Annotated in this window: 16 protein-coding genes and 2 tRNA genes; 9 read left to right on the forward strand and 9 right to left on the reverse strand. The window is 55.5% G+C overall.

Annotated elements, in window-relative coordinates:
• The first annotated feature begins 31 nt into the window (after nt 1-31).
• The 3 genes from ACXAET_RS04260 (at nt 32) to uvrA (ending at nt 3,269) form a co-directional block, all read left to right on the forward strand.
• Nucleotides 32-108: transfer RNA gene (locus ACXAET_RS04260), tRNA-Asp, on the forward strand.
• A 51-nt stretch (nt 109-159) separates the two neighbouring features.
• A tRNA-Asp gene (locus ACXAET_RS04265) sits at nt 160-236 on the forward strand.
• A gap of 174 nt (nt 237-410) precedes the next feature.
• Complete coding sequence (gene uvrA / locus ACXAET_RS04270; protein ID WP_475181585.1) at nt 411-3,269, forward strand: excinuclease ABC subunit UvrA; 2,859 nt, start codon at nt 411-413, stop codon at nt 3,267-3,269.
• Nucleotides 3,270-3,383: 114 nt separating this feature from the next.
• Here the strand turns inward: uvrA and mmsB are convergent, their stop codons facing one another.
• The 4 genes from mmsB to ACXAET_RS04290 form a co-directional block, all read right to left on the reverse strand.
• The gene (gene mmsB / locus ACXAET_RS04275; protein WP_475181589.1) at nt 3,384-4,256 is read right to left on the reverse strand and encodes a 3-hydroxyisobutyrate dehydrogenase; all 873 of its coding nucleotides are present in this window, start codon (nt 4,254-4,256) and stop codon (nt 3,384-3,386) included.
• Nucleotides 4,257-4,259: 3 nt separating this feature from the next.
• Complete coding sequence (locus ACXAET_RS04280; RefSeq protein WP_475181595.1) at nt 4,260-5,300, reverse strand: enoyl-CoA hydratase/isomerase family protein; 1,041 nt, start codon at nt 5,298-5,300, stop codon at nt 4,260-4,262.
• A 7-nt stretch (nt 5,301-5,307) separates the two neighbouring features.
• Nucleotides 5,308-6,450: an acyl-CoA dehydrogenase family protein gene (locus ACXAET_RS04285; RefSeq protein WP_475181599.1), complete on the reverse strand. Its 1,143-nt coding sequence runs from the start codon at nt 6,448-6,450 to the stop codon at nt 5,308-5,310.
• 96 nt (nt 6,451-6,546) lie between these two features.
• Nucleotides 6,547-7,662, reverse strand: coding sequence for a carboxylate-amine ligase (locus tag ACXAET_RS04290; RefSeq protein ID WP_475181600.1), 1,116 nt, complete (start codon nt 7,660-7,662; stop codon nt 6,547-6,549).
• 135 nt (nt 7,663-7,797) lie between these two features.
• On the opposite strand from ACXAET_RS04290, the gene ACXAET_RS04295 reads away from it, so the two are divergent.
• Nucleotides 7,798-8,649 (forward strand): class I SAM-dependent methyltransferase, encoded by an 852-nt coding sequence (locus ACXAET_RS04295; RefSeq protein WP_475181602.1) that lies wholly within the window; start codon nt 7,798-7,800, stop codon nt 8,647-8,649.
• A gap of 71 nt (nt 8,650-8,720) precedes the next feature.
• Nucleotides 8,721-9,197, forward strand: coding sequence for a fasciclin domain-containing protein (locus ACXAET_RS04300; RefSeq protein ID WP_475181604.1), 477 nt, complete (start codon nt 8,721-8,723; stop codon nt 9,195-9,197).
• Nucleotides 9,198-9,244: 47 nt separating this feature from the next.
• Here the strand turns inward: ACXAET_RS04300 and ACXAET_RS04305 are convergent, their stop codons facing one another.
• Together ACXAET_RS04305 and ACXAET_RS04310 are read right to left on the reverse strand one after the other, a co-directional pair.
• Entirely contained in the window at nt 9,245-9,829 is a 585-nt protein-coding gene (locus tag ACXAET_RS04305; protein ID WP_475181607.1) for a L,D-transpeptidase, read from the reverse strand.
• Between the two features lie 197 nt (nt 9,830-10,026).
• Nucleotides 10,027-11,526 carry a CoA-acylating methylmalonate-semialdehyde dehydrogenase gene (locus tag ACXAET_RS04310; RefSeq protein WP_068331042.1) on the reverse strand — a complete coding sequence of 500 codons (1,500 nt, stop codon included), beginning with the start codon at nt 11,524-11,526 and terminating at the stop codon, nt 10,027-10,029.
• 102 nt (nt 11,527-11,628) lie between these two features.
• Here ACXAET_RS04310 and ACXAET_RS04315 point away from each other — a divergent pair, with 102 nt between their 5' ends.
• From ACXAET_RS04315 to coaD, 3 genes are all read left to right on the forward strand, one after another.
• Nucleotides 11,629-12,531 (forward strand): LysR family transcriptional regulator, encoded by a 903-nt coding sequence (locus ACXAET_RS04315; protein ID WP_475181614.1) that lies wholly within the window; start codon nt 11,629-11,631, stop codon nt 12,529-12,531.
• Between the two features lie 61 nt (nt 12,532-12,592).
• Entirely contained in the window at nt 12,593-13,030 is a 438-nt protein-coding gene (locus tag ACXAET_RS04320) for a CBS domain-containing protein (protein ID WP_475181617.1), read from the forward strand.
• An 84-nt stretch (nt 13,031-13,114) separates the two neighbouring features.
• A complete protein-coding gene (gene coaD, locus ACXAET_RS04325) occupies nt 13,115-13,606 on the forward strand; it encodes a pantetheine-phosphate adenylyltransferase (protein ID WP_475181621.1) in 492 nt (163 codons plus the stop codon).
• On the opposite strand, the gene gap (ACXAET_RS04330) is transcribed toward coaD, so the two are convergent.
• The 3 genes from gap (ACXAET_RS04330) to gap (ACXAET_RS04340) all read right to left on the reverse strand — a co-directional run bounded on the left by gap (ACXAET_RS04330) (nt 13,598) and on the right by gap (ACXAET_RS04340) (nt 15,901).
• Complete coding sequence (gap, locus tag ACXAET_RS04330) at nt 13,598-14,602, reverse strand: type I glyceraldehyde-3-phosphate dehydrogenase (RefSeq protein ID WP_475181625.1); 1,005 nt, start codon at nt 14,600-14,602, stop codon at nt 13,598-13,600. The genes coaD and gap (ACXAET_RS04330) overlap by 9 nt on opposite strands.
• 82 nt (nt 14,603-14,684) lie before the next feature.
• A complete protein-coding gene (locus tag ACXAET_RS04335; protein ID WP_475181628.1) occupies nt 14,685-14,828 on the reverse strand; it encodes a hypothetical protein in 144 nt (47 codons plus the stop codon).
• 71 nt (nt 14,829-14,899) lie between these two features.
• Nucleotides 14,900-15,901, reverse strand: coding sequence for a type I glyceraldehyde-3-phosphate dehydrogenase (gap, locus tag ACXAET_RS04340; RefSeq protein ID WP_475181633.1), 1,002 nt, complete (start codon nt 15,899-15,901; stop codon nt 14,900-14,902).
• Between the two features lie 181 nt (nt 15,902-16,082).
• On the opposite strand from gap (ACXAET_RS04340), the gene ACXAET_RS04345 reads away from it, so the two are divergent.
• Complete coding sequence (locus ACXAET_RS04345) at nt 16,083-17,045, forward strand: DUF808 domain-containing protein (protein ID WP_475181636.1); 963 nt, start codon at nt 16,083-16,085, stop codon at nt 17,043-17,045.
• Nucleotides 17,046-17,074: the final 29 nt, after the last annotated feature.

Consider the following 17,074-nt stretch of genomic DNA (forward strand, 5'->3'; position numbering starts at 1 on the left):
ACCCCAACGTTCAGCAACGAACGGGCAGCGGGCGGTTGTAGCTCAGTTGGTTAGAGTACCGGCCTGTCACGCCGGGGGTCGCGGGTTCGAGCCCCGTCAACCGCGCCATCGCTGCCAGCCTTTGATCCGGGTCAATGGATCAGACATAGACCCTAATGCGCGGTTGTAGCTCAGTTGGTTAGAGTACCGGCCTGTCACGCCGGGGGTCGCGGGTTCGAGCCCCGTCAACCGCGCCACTTTCTTTCGATTTGCTTAATACAGCCCCTCTCTTGGGGAACCTGATCGGAAATGGGTCACGTTGTCAGGAGATGTCGGCAATAATTCGTTCGTTCACACTTTGTTCTAACTTTTCTGTTGGAGACTCGGTGCTGCTCGCCTATTTCTAGGACACTTGTGTGTTGGGGGCCAAAATGGCTGAGCTGAAGAATATCGAAGTGCGCGGCGCGCGTGAACACAACCTCAAAGGCATCGACGTGGATATTCCGCGCGATCAGTTGGTGGTGATCACCGGGTTGTCTGGCTCGGGTAAGTCGTCACTAGCATTCGATACGATCTACGCGGAAGGCCAGCGTCGCTATGTCGAAAGCTTGTCGGCTTACGCGCGTCAGTTTCTCGATATGATGGAAAAGCCGGATGTGGATCATATCAGCGGCTTGTCTCCAGCGATTTCGATTGAGCAGAAAACAACCTCGAAAAACCCGCGTTCGACGGTTGGGACAGTAACCGAGATTTACGACTATTTGCGTCTTTTGTTCGCACGTGCCGGCACACCCTACAGCCCAGCGACCGGTTTGCCGATCGAGGCACAGCAGGTGCAAGACATGGTCGATCGGATCATGTCGATGGAGGAGGGCACGCGTGGCTATCTCTTGGCACCCATCGTGCGCGACCGTAAGGGCGAATACAAAAAGGAATTCATAGAACTGCGCAAGCAGGGTTTCCAGCGCGTGAAGGTGGATGGTGAGTTCTACGAACTTGACGAACCGCCAACGTTAGACAAGAAATTCCGCCACGATATTGATGTTGTGGTCGATCGCCTGGTCGTTCGCGACGGTATGGAGACGCGGCTTGCCGACAGCCTGCGCACCGCTCTGGACCTTGCGGATGGCATTGCGGTTCTGGAGACTGCACCGCGTGAAGGTGACCCAGAGCGTATCACGTTCAGCGAGAATTTTGCCTGTCCTGTCAGCGGCTTCACGATCCCCGAGATTGAACCCCGCCTGTTTTCGTTTAACGCCCCTTTTGGTGCGTGTCCGGACTGTGATGGGTTGGGGGTCGAACTGTTTTTTGACGAACGGCTTGTAGTCCCTGACCAGACGCTGAAGCTCTACGATGGGGCATTAGCACCGTGGCGCAAGGGAAAGTCGCCGTATTTCCTGCAAACGATTGAAGCTATCGCCCGGCACTACGAATTTGACAAAAACACCCCGTGGAAAGACCTGCCCGAGAACGTACAGCAGGTATTCCTGCGTGGCTCTGGCGATGAAGAAATCCAGTTTCGCTATGATGAAGGTGGTCGGGTCTATCAGGTCACGCGCAGCTTTGAGGGCGTCATTCCGAACATGGAGCGCCGTTACCGCGAGACGGACAGCGCCTGGATTCGTGAGGAATTCGAGCGCTATCAAAACAATCGCCCTTGCGGTACCTGCCATGGCTACCGGCTTCGGCCTGAGGCACTGGCTGTAAAGATAGCCGGGCTTCATGTGGGGCAGGTGGTTCAAATGTCGATCAAAGAGGCTTTGGCCTGGGTCGAAGATGCGCCGAACCACCTAAGCGCTCAAAAGAACGAAATTGCGCGGGCTATACTAAAAGAAATCCGCGAAAGGCTCGGCTTTCTGAATAATGTGGGGTTGGAATATCTTACACTGTCACGTTCAAGTGGTACGTTGTCCGGTGGGGAAAGCCAGCGCATCCGCTTGGCAAGTCAGATCGGGTCGGGCCTGACCGGCGTTTTGTACGTGCTGGACGAGCCTTCAATTGGGTTGCACCAACGCGATAATGACCGCCTGCTTGGCACTCTGAAAAACCTCCGTGATCAGGGCAACACCGTGATCGTGGTAGAGCATGATGAGGAAGCCATCCGCGAGGCTGATTACGTTTTTGATATTGGTCCCGGCGCGGGCGTACATGGCGGTCAGGTGGTCAGCAAGGGTACACCTGCTGATATTTCATCCGATGCCGCCTCATTAACGGGTCAATATCTGGCGGGTACGCGTGAAATTCCCATTCCGTCCGAGCGTCGCAAGGGGAATGGGAAAAAAGTTTCGGTCGTTAAGGCGACTGGAAACAACCTTAAAAACGTCACTGCCGATTTCCCTCTGGGTAAGTTTGTCTGCGTGGCTGGCGTGTCTGGCGGTGGAAAATCGACCCTGACGATCGAAACTTTGTTCAAAACAGCGTCGATGCGCTTAAATGGGGCGCGGCAAACCCCGGCACCTTGTGAAACGATCAAAGGTCTGGAACATCTGGACAAGGTCATTGATATCGACCAGCGTCCTATCGGCCGAACTCCGCGTTCAAATCCAGCGACTTACACCGGGGCTTTCACGCCAATCCGCGACTGGTTCGCCGGTTTACCCGAAGCCAAAACGCGCGGTTACAAGCCCGGCCGCTTCAGCTTCAACGTCAAAGGTGGCCGGTGTGAGGCGTGCCAGGGCGACGGCGTCATTAAAATCGAGATGCACTTCCTGCCTGACGTCTATGTCACCTGTGAAACCTGCAAGGGCGCGCGGTACAACCGCGAAACGCTTGAAATCAAGTTTAAGGGCAAGTCCATAGCGGATGTGCTTGATATGACGGTAGAAGACGCGCAGGAGTTCTTTAAGGCCGTACCTTCGATCCGGGACAAGATGGACGCGCTTGCACGGGTCGGTCTGGGTTATATCAAAGTTGGCCAGCAAGCGACAACCTTGTCAGGCGGTGAAGCGCAGCGGGTGAAGCTATCCAAAGAGCTGTCGAAACGCTCGACCGGGCGGACTTTGTACATCTTGGACGAACCGACAACCGGGCTGCATTTTGAGGATGTGCGTAAGTTGTTAGAGGTGCTTCACGAGTTGGTCGATCAGGGCAATACGGTTGTCGTGATCGAGCATAACCTGGACGTTGTGAAAACGGCGGACCACATCATTGATATCGGGCCTGAGGGTGGTGATGGCGGTGGTGAGATCGTAGCAACAGGAACGCCCGAAGAAGTCGCGCAGGTCGAACGCAGCCATACCGGACGTTACCTGAAACCCATGTTGAACCCGGACCGGGTCGCGGCGGAGTAGGGCATACAACAACTTTCAAAGTCGATCACGCACTGGCTGCAAGGATGGGTAGCAACGCCAAAAGGGTCGTGCACTGCAAACTGCGATGCACGGCGTCAAAAGACGTAGATCAGGTCAGCTCCGTCCGCGCTTTTCGAACCGAGGAAGCATGGCGCTGAAGTCTTTGCCCAATCCGTCCTCAGCTTCGACAAATTGTTCATACAGCGCGGTTGCGGTCTGACCAAGTGGTGTGTCGGCATCTGAACTTTCGGCGGCCTGCTGGCTTAGTCGCAGGTCCTTCAGCATCAGTTCAGCGGCAAATCCGGGCTTGTAGTCGTTGTCCGCAGGGCTTTGAGGACCGACGCCCGGGGCAGGGCAATAGGCGTTCATTGTCCAGCTATAGCCTGAAGAGGTACTGACCACGTCGAACATCTTCTGCCGGTCTAACCCTAGCTTGTCAGCAAGGGCGAAAGCCTCGCACGTGGCGATCATGGTGACGCCCAGAATCATGTTGTTGCAAATCTTAGCGGCCTGGCCGGCCCCGGACTTGCCGCAATGAACGGCCTTTTGGCCCATTATGTCGAATAAGGGGGCGGCTTTGGCAAAAGCCTCTTCGCTGCCACCGGCCATAAAGGTCAGCGTACCCGCGGCCGCACCGCCTATTCCACCCGAAACCGGTGCATCAACCGCAAGGACACCAGCGTTCTGAGCCTGATCCGCAACTGCGCGGGCGCTATCGACGTCTACTGTCGAACAATCAACCCAAACGGCGCCGGGCTGCATCGCGGGGATGATCTCATCCGCGACTGCGCGCAGGATTTTTCCGTTTGGCAGCATGGTGATAACAACCTCGGCGTCGGCAGCAGCTTCGGCGCCTGATCCAACCAGGGTGACACCCTCAACGGCGACATCTGCCATGTCGAAACCGGTCACGTCATGCCCGGCTTTGGCAAGGTTGGCGGCCATCGGATTGCCCATATTGCCCAGGCCGATAAACCCGATCTTCATCTCTTAGGTCTCCTCAAATGTCAGCATATTCTGGCCCAATGGTTGGAGCATTTTTGACACCGCCACTGGGGGCACGGACTGATCCGAAAACTGCCACCTTGGGCTGCGATCCTTGTCGATGATCTGGGCGCGAATGCCCTCCAGAAAATCTCCGTGCTCCATGGCGCGGTATGTGAATCGGTATTCAAGCTCTAACGCTTTGCGCTGTGTCAGGCTGGGGCCGCGCAGCCGGTGTAGCATCTCAACGATGCAGGCCATGGACAGTGGTGAATTGCGTCCCATCAACCTCAGTATTTCAGCCGGCGTTTCATGTTCCGAATGCGACAGGGTGTTTAGGATATCACCCAGGCTTTCCCCGGCAAAATAGGAGTCAATTTCGGGCTGTTGTTCTGTAAGTTCGCTTTTCGGCGGCGTTCTGGCGTGTGTTTTGATCAGTTCCGCGTTGCCTGAGGCCTCAAGCATTTCGATCAGGTCAGACCATTCTGCGATGGGGATGAAGTGATCGGCGAAGCCAGCGAAAATGGCGTCTCCTGGTCCCATGCGATAGCCCGTGGTGCCCAGGTATTCACCCAAACGTCCGGGGGCCAGGGCCAGCATCAGTGTGCTGCCCACGTCAGGAACCAGTCCGATCGAGCATTCCGGCAGTGCGATTTTTGAGCTTTCGCCAACGACACGGTGGCTGCCGTGACACCCTATGCCAACACCCCCACCCATCGTGAAACCTTGAAGGAAGCTGATCACCGGTTTGGGATACTCAAAAATCATCGCGTTCAGGCGGTATTCGTCACGCCAGAACTTTCTACCAAAATCGTAGTCGCCTTTGATGCCCGTTTCGTAAAGCTCAGCAATATCTCCGCCAGCGCAAAAAGCCTTGTCGCCTTCGGCGTCCATAATCACCAGATCCACACCGTCGTCTTCACGCCAGTTGCGCAGAGCCGTGTCGATCGCTAGGCACATTTCATAGGTCAACGCATTCAGAGCTTTCGGACGCGTCAGTGTGATACGTCCTGCGCGACCAGTGGTGCATATTTCGATATCGGGCATAGGGTCCTCAGCGGTCAGCGAGTATTTGCCGGGCCACGATAACCCGCATGATTTCATTTGTTCCTTCAAGGATCTGATGGACGCGCAGATCGCGGACAAGTTTTTCGATACCGTAATCAGCCAGATACCCATAGCCGCCATGCAACTGAAGACACTGATCGACGACTTTCGATCCTGTCTCAGTCACGAACTTCTTGGCCATAGCGCAGAACTTTGTGGCGTCTGGTGCGCCCTGATCCAGTTTCCACGCGGCGTGCCGCAGAAACGTGCGGGCGGCCTGAAGCTCAATCTCCATATCGGCCAGCCGGAACTGAAGCGCTTGGAATTGGTCGATGGACTGTCCAAAGGCTTTGCGTTCAGACATGTATTGAAGCGTCATGTTCAGCCCGGCTTGCGCGGCGCCCAACGAGCACGACGCGATGTTCAGCCGCCCGCCATCCAGACCCATCATCGCATACTTAAACCCGTCGCCCTCGGTGCCGACCAAGTTTCCGGATGGAATGTGACAGTCATCGAATTGCACCTGCGCCGTGGGCTGGCTTTTCCAACCCATCTTTTGCTCCAATGCCCCAAAGCTCAGACCCGGTGTGCCATCCTCGACATACACAGTCGAGATCCCCTTTGGCCCGTCCTGACCGGTGCGAACCATGCAAACATAGGCGTCGGAATACCCGCCACCTGAGATGAACGCCTTGGTCCCGTTCAGGGTATAGCCTTCATTGGTACGGTCCGCGCGGGTTTTCAGCGCCGCAGCGTCCGAGCCCGAGCCCGGCTCGGTCAGGCAATAGCTAAGCACTGTATTCAGGCTCAACACGTCCGGCATGATGCGGGATTTCAGCGCGTCGCTGGCGAAACTGTCCAGCATCTTGGCGCACATATTGTGGATCGACAAGAATGCCGCGACCGAGGGGCAAGCCATCGACAGCGCCTCGAACACAAGGGTCGCGTCCAGACGGCTTAAGCCGGAACCTCCACTGTCTTCGGACACATAAAGCGCACCAAAACCCAGTTCGCCAATCTGCGGCCAAAGCTCCTTGGGGATGGTTCCGTCGGCCTCCCACTGGCGGGCGAACGGGGCGATGTTGTCCTGTCCGAAATCATACGCCATGTCGAAGATTGCGGTTTGCTCTTCTGTCAGTGCAAAATCCAAGGCTTGCCTCCCACGCTGCCGGATGAATTGAACGAGTGTTTATTTCGCAATCCTTACAGAAATTTTGCAGGTCCGGCAATCATTGGCACATGGGGTTTAAAGGTCATGATGATACTCGTCTATCAGGTGCTTTACGACGGCCTTTCCCGGGTCTTCATCCCGTGCTGCGGCTTCGGCATAGGCGCGGCGTTGTCGGGTTGCTGAGGTTCCGTTCTGTGCAATCTGCTGCAGGCGCGCCAATTCTGTCATGGTACCAAGGGCTTCGGCATCTTCGGCCAGCAAGCCCATCAATTCGCCCATTAACTCGGGCATTGGTTTGATCGAACGGTCGCCAAAATCAATCAGACCTTCACCAACCCCATATCGTTGCGCCCGCCAGCGGTTTTCACCGATAAGAAATCGATCATAGTGCCGCCAGCGGAGGTTGCGATCTTTCAAACGGCACAGCATGCGTGTCAGCGCCTGAACCATTGCTGCCAGAGACAGGGTGTCCTCTAACCTTGGCTGTACATCCATGATCCGCGTTTCCAGCGTCGGAAAACGATGAGACGGCCGCAGATCCCACCAGATTTTGGTAGTGTCCTCAATCACGCCGAGATCAACCAGAATACCAGTGGTGCGTTCATAATCCGTCCAACTGGCCAGAACCGGAGGTAACCCGGTACGCGGAAGGTTGTCGAACACGGTCAGACGATAGGATGACAGGCCCGAATCCTCGCCGTTCCAATACGGTGAGGATGTAGACAGCGCCAACAAATGCGGCAGAAAATACGAGAGCTGAGGCATTAGGTCAGCGCGCAGAGCAGGGTCCTCGACACCGACGTGGACATGCATACCGCAGATCAACATGCGCCGTGCAACGCCCCCAAGGGCATGATGCAGCGCGTCGTAGCGATCCTTTCGGGTATGATGCTGCTTCTTCCAGTCTGCGAATGGATGGCAGGACACGGCAATTGGGGCAAGATTGAATTCAGCGGCCCTCTCAGCCACGCAAAACCGCAGGCGTTTCAAATCTTCGCGGGCTGAGTCCACAGTAGTATGAGGCCGGGTACCGACTTCGATCTGGCACTGCAAGAACTCAGGACTAACCTGTCCTTCAAAATCTGACTGACAAGCTTCCATCAACGCGGCAGGCGCTTCGGCGAGTTCAAGGCTGTCGCGATCGACCAGCAGATATTCTTCCTCGATACCCAATGTGAATTCCTGCTGCATGGCTGCCCTCGATTTTTTCCGGTCCGACCAGTGAATACGCAAATTTCTGTTTTGCCAAGCGTTTGGCGCTGCACAACTTGCAGAGCCCGGTCAAGCAACGGTATGGAACAGGCGTACCGAAAAGTGGAGCCGCCCGTGAAACCCAGAAAATTCCCAAAGATCAACGACGCCCTTGATGAACTGGGGGTTAAGCTGGTTGACAAGGCCGTTGAGCGGGAAGAGCGCGCTAGGCTTGAGGCGTTTGAGAATGCGGGCGGATTGACTCGCCCGGCCTATGCCCTGTCGCCGGGGATGGAGGGGTTTGATATCAGCCAGATCGTTTCTGAGTATACGCGCCATTCTGATGCGTTGACGGCGCTCAAAGACCCTGCGCGAAATCAGACGGGCTATCGCCCGGGAAACGGGTACTACGACAGTCCGGATGCTGACGCGCTTTACCTTATGATACGTCGGTTTGAACCCAAACGGGTGATCGAGGTTGGCTGTGGCAACTCAACCCGTGTGACTCGGCAAGCGATTATTGACGGTGCGCTAGACACCAAGATAACTGCGATTGATCCTCATCCACGGGCTGATATCGCCCATGTCGTCGATCAATTCGAACAAAAACGGCTAGAGGACGTTGATCCAGCCGTATTTGAACAGCTTGAGTCAGGCGACGTGCTGTTCATTGACTCCAGCCACGTGGTTCGGATCAGCAACGATGTTGCGCATCTTTTCTGCCGCATCATTCCATCGTTGAAACCGGGTGTCGTCGTCCATGTCCACGATGTTTTCCTGCCTTACGAATACCCCAAGCGTTTCTTCTATGATTGTCCAGGGTGGGGCGAACAGTATGTACTGCACGCCTTGTTGCAATCCGATTTCTATTGGATGCTTTGGCCAGGATATTATCTGCAACAAGACCGGCCCGATGCTGTCAAGGCTTTGCCGTTCCTAAAAGAGGGTCGCGCGCAGAGTCTCTGGTTTCAGGTAAAGGAAAATTGATCAATTAGTGATCCAGTGCGGCAAAATGCCCGTACTCCCTTCCGTAACAAGCTGGAGAGGAGACAACAGCAATGTTCCGTCGCACATTCATGGGCGCCGCCGCCGCACTTGCCCTTGCACTGCCTGCACAGGCGCAGGAGGCCGATATCGTGGATACCGCCGTATCGGCCGGGTCGTTCAACACTTTGGTCGCTGCTGTTCAGGCTGCCGGTCTGGTTGATACGCTGAAAGGGGATGGTCCGTTTACCGTATTCGCCCCAACGGACGAAGCATTTGCCGCGCTGCCCGAGGGCACGGTAGAAACGTTGCTTTTGCCCGAAAACAAAGATCAACTGATTGAAATCCTGACATATCACGTCGTCCCTGCCAAAGTTATGTCAAGCGACATCGCGGGTAAGCGTGCGCAGGTCCTGACCGTTCAGGGCGACCGTCTGAGCGTTAATGCAAGGCGTGGCGTCAAGGTCAATGACGCCGAAGTGGTTCAGGCTGACATCGAGGCCACCAACGGAGTGATCCACGTAGTGGATGCAGTAATCTTGCCAGAGTAATTCCTACCCAAAAAAAGCCCCGGTCCGTTTGGCCGGGGCTTTTTCTATCAGACCAATCTGACCTGAGTTCCGATCTGTACCAGAGGATACAACTCCTCAACGTGCTGATTATACAGGCCGATGCAGCCAGATGAGCTTTGACGGCCAATCTTGCGCGTGTCGTGGGTGCCATGCACAAGGTAAGCAGGCCAATCCAAATACATCGCGCGTGTACCCAGAGGGTTTCCAGGGTCGCCGCCTTCCATGCGAACGGGCAAGGATGGATCACGTTCGCGCATGGACGCGGTTGGGGTCCAGCTTGGGTATTCGGTTTTACGCACAACTTTGGTATAGCCGCGCTTTGTCAGTTCTTCACTCATTGGAACTGAACTGGGATACAATTTGTATGTTCCGTCCGAACCCCAGTAATGCACTGCACGGCTTGTGATATCGGCCAGCAAACAACCAACGCCAATCTCGCTGAAATGATCCTCCCAGTTCTGATGAGAGAACGAGGATACGTTTCGGCGCACGGGCAATTGCGTGCTGATGGCTTCTTCGCTCTGCGGAAATGCATCGGTGCTTTGCGCACGCACAATTGCGGGCGTCGCAACAAGAGATGCAGCGCCCAACAAAGCAGAGCGGCGAGTCATTCGATGGTTTGACAAATTAGCCTCCGGTTCAGGGACTGCTCGAGTGTTAATAATTCGGTAAAATATAAGTTACCGCCTCGATTTTCCAGAGTTCGCAGTCTGAAATCTTTGTGAGTTAGGCTGTTTTTTGGAGTTAAGAAGCCAAGAAAACCCGACCGTATTAGGGCCGGGTTCCTCATTTGCTTAAAGCGCCTGATTTAATCCATCGCTTTAAAGTTGAACTCGCCACCTTCCTTGATGCCAGAAGGCCAACGCGACGTGACGGTTTTTGTGCGCGTGTAGAACTTGAAGCTATCCGGTCCGTGCTGGTTCAGATCGCCAAACATGGATTTTTTCCAGCCACCGAAAGTGTGATAGGCCAGCGGCACGGGGATCGGAACGTTGATACCGACCATACCAATGTTAACCCGGCTGGCGAAATCGCGCGCGGTGTCACCATCACGGGTAAAGATTGCTGTTCCGTTGCCGTATTCGTGGTCCATGGCCAGTTTCAGCGCTTCTTCATACGATCCGGCGCGGACGGTGCTAAGTACGGGCCCAAAGATTTCCTGTTTGTAGATGTCCATATCCGGTGTGACGTGGTCGAACAAATGGGGGCCGACAAAGAAGCCGTCCTCATACCCTTGCAAGCTGAAATCGCGGTTATCGACGACCAGTTTCGCGCCTTGCTCGACTCCCGAGTTGATCAGCCCGAGAATACGCTCTTTCGCAGCTTTAGTCACAACGGGACCCATGTCAACGTCATCGCCAGCGGTGTACGGCGCAACCTTCAGCTTTTCGATCCGCGGCACCAGCTTTTCTATCAGCGCATCGGCTGTTTCCTCACCCACGGGCACAGCAACGGACACGGCCATGCAGCGTTCGCCCGCAGCACCGAACCCAGCACCGACCAGAGCGTCAGCGGCCTGATCCATGTCTGCATCCGGCATAACAATCATGTGGTTCTTGGCGCCACCGAAACACTGCGCGCGCTTACCGTTCGCCGTCGCGCGGGAATAGATGTACTGCGCGATCGGCGTTGAACCGACAAAGGAAACGCCTTGAATGATCTCACTATCAAGCAGGGTGTCCACGGCCTCTTTGTCGCCATTTACGACCTGGAAGACACCTTTTGGCAGGCCGGCTTCGACGAACAATTCAGCCAACATGAGCGGCACTGAGGGGTCACGCTCAGACGGTTTCAGAACGACAGCGTTACCACAGGCCAGCGCCGGGCCCACGTGCCACAAGGGCATCATGGCTGGAAAGTTGAACGGCATGATCGAAGCCACGACACCCAGAGGCTGACGCATCGAATACATATCGATACCGGGACCCGCGCTGTCAGTGAACTCTCCCTTCAGCATCTGGGGCGCGCCGATGCAATACTCGATCACTTCCAAGCCACGCTGCAAATCGCCTTTTGCATCCGGCAGCGTTTTGCCATGCTCTCGGCTCAGCGCTTCGGCCAGCTTGTCCATGTCGCGGTTCATCAGGTTGACCATCGCCATCATGACGCGCGCGCGCTTTTGCGGATTGGTCGCGCCCCATGCGGGCTGTGCGATCGCCGCCTGTTCAATCGCCGCGGTGGTTTCAGCCGCGCTTGCCATCGGACACTTATATTGTACTTCACCCGTGGCAGGGTTGAAGACGTCGTCGAACCGGCCCGACGTGCCAGCGACATATTCACCATTCAGGAAGTGTGTCAGGTCTTGCATCGAAAACTCCTCCGATAATTTGCGGCTAGAATAGGCTTGCATAAATCGCACGAACAGAGGCAATGTTTCAAAATTGCTTTGCAAAAATGCAAAAGGAACACCATGACCCCGAACTGGGATGACATGCGGATTTTTCTGGCCGTCGCACGCGAGGAAAGTCTGTCTTCCGCAGGGCGTATCCTAAAGATAGATCCGGCCACGGTCGGGCGGCGGATTGCCCGGCTTGAGGCATCTTTGGACACAACTTTATTTACGAAGTCACAACAAGGATACGTGTTGACCGCCTCGGGTGAACGTCTGCTGGATCACGGCTTGCATGCGGAAGAAGCGATGCGCGCGGCGGCGGGGGCCGTTGCGGGTTCTGCCAAATCACTCAGCGGTCAGATACGGATCGGCGCCCCGGACGGTAGCGCCAACTACTTGCTACCGCAGGTTTGCGCGAAAATCAGCGATGCCAACCCGGATCTGGATATCCAAATCCTCGCCTTGCCGCGAATCATAAACCTGTCCCGACGAGAGGCGGACATGGCCGTCACCGTCAGCGCGCCCACCGCTGGCAAGCTACTAATCAAGAAAATCAGTGACTACAGACTGCATTTGGTGGCGACGCAAAACTACCTGGATCTTCACGATCCAATTCGGTCAGTCGAGGACCTTAAGGGCCATCGCCTGATCGGATATATCCCGGATATGATCTTTGACCGAGAGCTGGACTATCTCAGCGACATTGGCATTGACCGTGTCGCCCTTGCATCGAATTCGGTTTCGGTTCAGCTGCGACAGGTTTCGCTGGGCACCGGTATCTGCGTGGCGCATGACTTTACTTTGCCGTTCCATCCGGCACTGCGGAAAATCCTGACGGATCAAGTGAGTTTGACGCGAAGTTTCTACCTTGTCCGGCATCAGGGGGATCAACGCAACGAAAGGTTGAACCGCTTTGCCGACGCGTTGATGCAGGGCATCCGGGAAGAGATTGCGCGACTTGAAGCCGAAGCCGACGCTTGACAGGGTTGGCCATTCCGGCAACGCTTTGGAAAACAGTACGTTATTTTCCGGAGGTTTTTATATGCTTGTTCAGGCTATTCTTACATCCAAGGCGGCGGACGGAGTGGTTACGGTTGCCCCGACAGCGACAGTTTCTGAGGCCGCTAAGATTCTGGCCCAAAAACGGATCGGTACGGTTGTCGTGTCAGAGGATGAAGGCAAAACGGCCATCGGCATCCTGTCCGAAAGAGATATCGTGCGAGAATTGGCCGCCAGCGGCAGCGGGTGTCTGAACCAACCGGTCGAATCTTACATGACGCGCGAGTTGATGACTGCGACGCAACAAGAAAGCGTGCAGGATATAATGACCCGCATGACCGAAGGCCGTTTTCGCCACATGCCAATTGTCGAAGACGGAAAGCTGATTGGCATCGTGACTATTGGTGACGTGGTTAAAGCGCAACTGACCGAACTTGCTATGGAAAAAGACGCCCTTCAGGGCATGATTATGGGGCACTAACAGGCCCGGTTTCTTTGCGACCTCTTGCGCTGTCAGCAAAGTTGTGTTTGCTGACGCGTAATTTCCAGGACGCAGGAGAGTGCGATGCGGGTTGCTCTGTACCCAGGAACCTTTGACCCGATTACTCTGGGCCATATAGATATCATTCGCCGCGCCTCGGCCTTGGTGGACAAACTGGTTATTGGCGTCGCCATTAACCGCGACAAAGGGCCGTTATTCTCATTGGAGGAACGCGTGGCCATGATCGAAGCAGAATGCGCGCATCTTTCGCAGCAGACCGGAACCGAGATTGTAGCCCACCCGTTTGAAAACCTGCTGATCGATTGCGCCCGTGATGTGGGTGCTCAAATCATCGTACGTGGGCTGCGGGCTGTGGCGGATTTCGAGTATGAATTCCAGATGGTTGGCATGAACCGCGCACTGGATGACTCGATCGAGACTGTCTTTCTGATGGCTGAGGCGCGGCACCAGGCCATCGCCTCAAAGCTTGTGAAAGAGATCGCTCGTCTTGATGGGGACGTGTCGAAATTCGTCACGCCCCAGGTTAATGAAGCCTTGCGAGAGAGATTAGGCTAGGGCACCCATTGCGGCCGCGGTGTCCAGCATGCGGTTCGCAAATCCCCACTCATTGTCGTACCAGGCCAACACACGCACCAGTGTTCCATCGGTGACTTTGGTTTCAGCCAGCGACACGGTCGAGCTGTGTGAATCGTGATTGAAATCAATCGACACCAGCGGGCGGTTTTCGGCGGCCAGAACACCGGGGATTTTTGCAGCCGCTTCAACAAACAGCGCATTTACCTCTTCATCTGTGGTTGGGCGCGAAACCTCTGCCACAAGATCAACAACCGACACGTTCGGTGTGGGAACGCGAATGGCCTGACCTGTCAGTTTACCCACCAGTTGCGGTAGAACCAGACCAACTGCAGCAGCGGCGCCGGTGGTGGTTGGGATCATCGACAGGGCTGCAGCGCGGGAAAGATAAGGGTCCTTGCCTACAGTGTCATGAACTGGCTGGCTGGCGGTGTAGGCGTGTACGGTTGTCATGTTGCCATGTACAATGCCAAGACCCGCGTCAAGAGCAGCAGCGACAGGTGACAGGCAGTTGGTGGTGCAGGACGCATTTGAAACGACTGTGTCTTCGGCCGTCAGCTCGTGATCGTTCACACCAAAAACAATCGTTTTTACGGCAGCATCTCCGCGTGCAGGCGCAGAGATCAAAACCTTTTTCGCGCCGTTTTTCAGGTGGCGTTCCGCCGCTTCGCGCGTGCGAAACACGCCGGTGCATTCCAGAACGACATCTACATCCGACCAATTCAGCGCTTCGGGGTCGCGTTCGCTGGTCAGACGGATCGGGCCGGCGCCAACATCCAAGCCCGCTTCGGTCAGTGTGACTTTATGAGGGTAACGGCCATGAACGCTATCAAACTCAAACAGGTGCGCGTTCATTTCGGGTTTGCCAAGGTCGTTGATTGCGACGACTTCCAGATCAGTACGCTTGTTCTCCATCACTGCGCGAAGAACTCCGCGTCCGATCCGTCCAAATCCGTTGATTGCCAGCTTTAGTGTCATGTTCTGCTCCGTCCGAATGTCGGCTGTTGACGAGTTAGCGCTAACAAATCCAGATGGGCAGAAATGTCAAGTAAAACATCTATCAGCGCCAGAATGCGAGCCAGTCCAAAAAGGCAAAAAGCTTCTTGCCAAGGAAGACCAAATGCTCGGGTCCAAACATGGTTAAGTCTAAAATAATTCCACCAAGAATCAAAAGGCCAAGCCAGATAGCGATTTGGTTGGTCATTGCGGCCCCAAACGAATATGCCCGCCCAGATAACCTGAGCGGGCAAATAGGTTCAAGAAATCAAATCGCCCTTAGTTAAGCCGACCCATGGCCACAGCGACATCGGCCATTCGAACCGAAAAACCCCATTCATTGTCGTACCACGCCAGAACGCGTACTAGGCGGTTGTCGACAACACGCGTTTGATCCGGCGCGAAGATCGAGCTTTCCTCAGTATGGTTAAAATCGGTCGAAACCAGAGGGGCAGGTTCATATCCCAAAACACGCTGCATCGGGCCTTGTGCGGCGTGGCGCACGATTTCGTTGACTTCGTCAACCGTTACATCGCGCGCGGCGCGGAAAGTCAGGTCCACCGCCGACACGTTCGGGGTCGGCACGCGGATGGCTGAGCCGTCCAAACGACCTTTCAGATTGGGCAGAACCTCGCCCAAAGCCTTCGCCGCGCCCGTCGAGGTCGGGATCATCGACATAGCGGCCGCACGGGCGCGGTACAGATCGCTGTGGCGACGGTCCAGCGTCGGCTGGTCGCCCGTGTAGGCGTGGATTGTCGTCATTATTCCGTTCTCGATGCCGATACCCTCATCCAGAACCTTCGCAAGCGGAGCAAGGCAGTTCGTGGTGCAGGAGCCGTTCGAAACCATATTATCGTTCGCGGTCAGAGTGTTGTGGTTCACGCCAAACACGATGGTTTTATCGACATTCTTTCCGGGCGCCGACAGCAGAACCTTGGCTGCACCACGCTCGAGATGGGTTTTCGCCTTGTTGCCGTCATTGAACTTGCCGGTGCATTCCAGAACGACGTCGCAGCCCTGCCAGTCCAATTCAGCCATGTCGTAGGTCGAAAACATCTCCATCGGGCCGCGCCCCAGATCCATCGTATTGCCGTTGACGGCGATGTCGCGCGGAAAGCGCCCGTGGATGCTGTCGTATTTCAAAAGATGCGCCGAGGTTTCCAGCGGGCCGGTTGCATTGACCTTGATCACTTCGATGTCGTTCCGTCCTGACGCGGCGATGTGCGACAGGGTGCAGCGGCCGATGCGGCCAAATCCGTTGATCCCGACCTTGATGGTCATGTGACGTCTCCAAATGCGCTTGCGTTGCAGGCCGTATAGCGGTGATTTCTGAATCTCAAAAGACTAAAAACGGCATATTTTTAAGGTGTTAGCGCAAACCTCACGCGATTGCGCTAACGCTTGCGCTAGCTGTGAGATCGGGTAGGGTCCGAGTGCGGCAGGTGACACGAAAGGATGCGCGATGAGCGGTCTACTGGCCCTTTTGGATGACGTGGCGGGCATTGCCAAAGTGGCGGCAGCTTCGGTGGACGATGTGGTTGCAGCGGCGGGTAAGGCAGGCACAAAAACGGCTGGGGTCATCATCGACGATGCGGCTGTCACGCCGAAATACGTGCAAGGTTTTGCGCCAGCGCGCGAGTTACCAATTATCTGGCGCATCGCCCGCGGGTCGGTCTTCAACAAAATCGTTCTACTGCTGCCGGTGGCGCTGTTGCTGGCAAATTTCGCGCCTTGGCTGATTACGCCACTTTTGATGATTGGTGGCTCGTATTTGTGTTTCGAGGGGGCAGAAAAGATATTCCACGTCCTTTTCCCGCACGGCAGTCAGGCAATCGAAGAAGATATGAGCGTGAAGGATCCTGGCCATCTTGAAGAACAAAAGGTCAAGGGTGCAATCAAGACCGATTTCATTCTGTCCGCGGAAATCATGACCATCGCCCTTGCCGCTATTGAGGCACCGAACCTTTGGATGCAAGCGGCTACCTTGGCAGTTGTTGGGCTTGGCGTGACGATTGCCGTTTATGGATCGGTCGCGCTGATCGTTAAAATGGATGATGTCGGGCTATTCTTGGCCCAGAATGCGCCGACTCCAATCGGCAGAGGATTTGGCCGCGGTTTAGTCAGGGCGATGCCGAGCGTTATGAAGACTCTTTCGATTGTCGGCACGGCGGCAATGCTGTGGGTCGGTGGGTCGATCATCATCCACGGGATGGAGGTTTTAGGCTTTACCTGGCTTGGGCACCACATTCATGACTGGGCCTATGCCATTGGGCATTCGGTCTCGGAACAATGGGTCGGGGCAGTTGAGTGGATATCCAAGGCCACAATGGATGGCGTGTTTGGTTTGGCATGGGGATTTGTCTTGATCCCCGTGGCAACCAAGGTGATCGGACCGATGCTGTCCAAGACACCCAAAGCGCACTAAGTTCCAAATCAAAAGGGCGACCAATGCCG

Source organism: Ruegeria sp. AWH4_226, assembly GCF_056159225.1.

What these genes read in the sequence shown, in the direction of transcription:
- uvrA (WP_475181585.1), top strand. Translation starts at nt 411, where the DNA reads ATGGCTGAGCTGAAGAATATCGAAGTGCGCGGCGCGCGTGAACACAAC.
- mmsB (WP_475181589.1), bottom strand. Translation starts at nt 4,256, where the DNA reads ATGAAGATCGGGTTTATCGGCCTGGGCAATATGGGCAATCCGATGGCC.
- ACXAET_RS04280 (WP_475181595.1), bottom strand. Translation starts at nt 5,300, where the DNA reads ATGCCCGATATCGAAATATGCACCACTGGTCGCGCAGGACGTATCACA.
- ACXAET_RS04290 (WP_475181600.1), bottom strand. Translation starts at nt 7,662, where the DNA reads ATGCAGCAGGAATTCACATTGGGTATCGAGGAAGAATATCTGCTGGTC.
- ACXAET_RS04300 (WP_475181604.1), top strand. Translation starts at nt 8,721, where the DNA reads ATGTTCCGTCGCACATTCATGGGCGCCGCCGCCGCACTTGCCCTTGCA.
- ACXAET_RS04305 (WP_475181607.1), bottom strand. Translation starts at nt 9,829, where the DNA reads ATGACTCGCCGCTCTGCTTTGTTGGGCGCTGCATCTCTTGTTGCGACG.
- ACXAET_RS04310 (WP_068331042.1), bottom strand. Translation starts at nt 11,526, where the DNA reads ATGCAAGACCTGACACACTTCCTGAATGGTGAATATGTCGCTGGCACG.
- ACXAET_RS04315 (WP_475181614.1), top strand. Translation starts at nt 11,629, where the DNA reads ATGACCCCGAACTGGGATGACATGCGGATTTTTCTGGCCGTCGCACGC.
- ACXAET_RS04320 (WP_475181617.1), top strand. Translation starts at nt 12,593, where the DNA reads ATGCTTGTTCAGGCTATTCTTACATCCAAGGCGGCGGACGGAGTGGTT.
- coaD (WP_475181621.1), top strand. Translation starts at nt 13,115, where the DNA reads ATGCGGGTTGCTCTGTACCCAGGAACCTTTGACCCGATTACTCTGGGC.
- gap (WP_475181625.1), bottom strand. Translation starts at nt 14,602, where the DNA reads ATGACACTAAAGCTGGCAATCAACGGATTTGGACGGATCGGACGCGGA.
- ACXAET_RS04335 (WP_475181628.1), bottom strand. Translation starts at nt 14,828, where the DNA reads ATGACCAACCAAATCGCTATCTGGCTTGGCCTTTTGATTCTTGGTGGA.
- gap (WP_475181633.1), bottom strand. Translation starts at nt 15,901, where the DNA reads ATGACCATCAAGGTCGGGATCAACGGATTTGGCCGCATCGGCCGCTGC.
- ACXAET_RS04345 (WP_475181636.1), top strand. Translation starts at nt 16,083, where the DNA reads ATGAGCGGTCTACTGGCCCTTTTGGATGACGTGGCGGGCATTGCCAAA.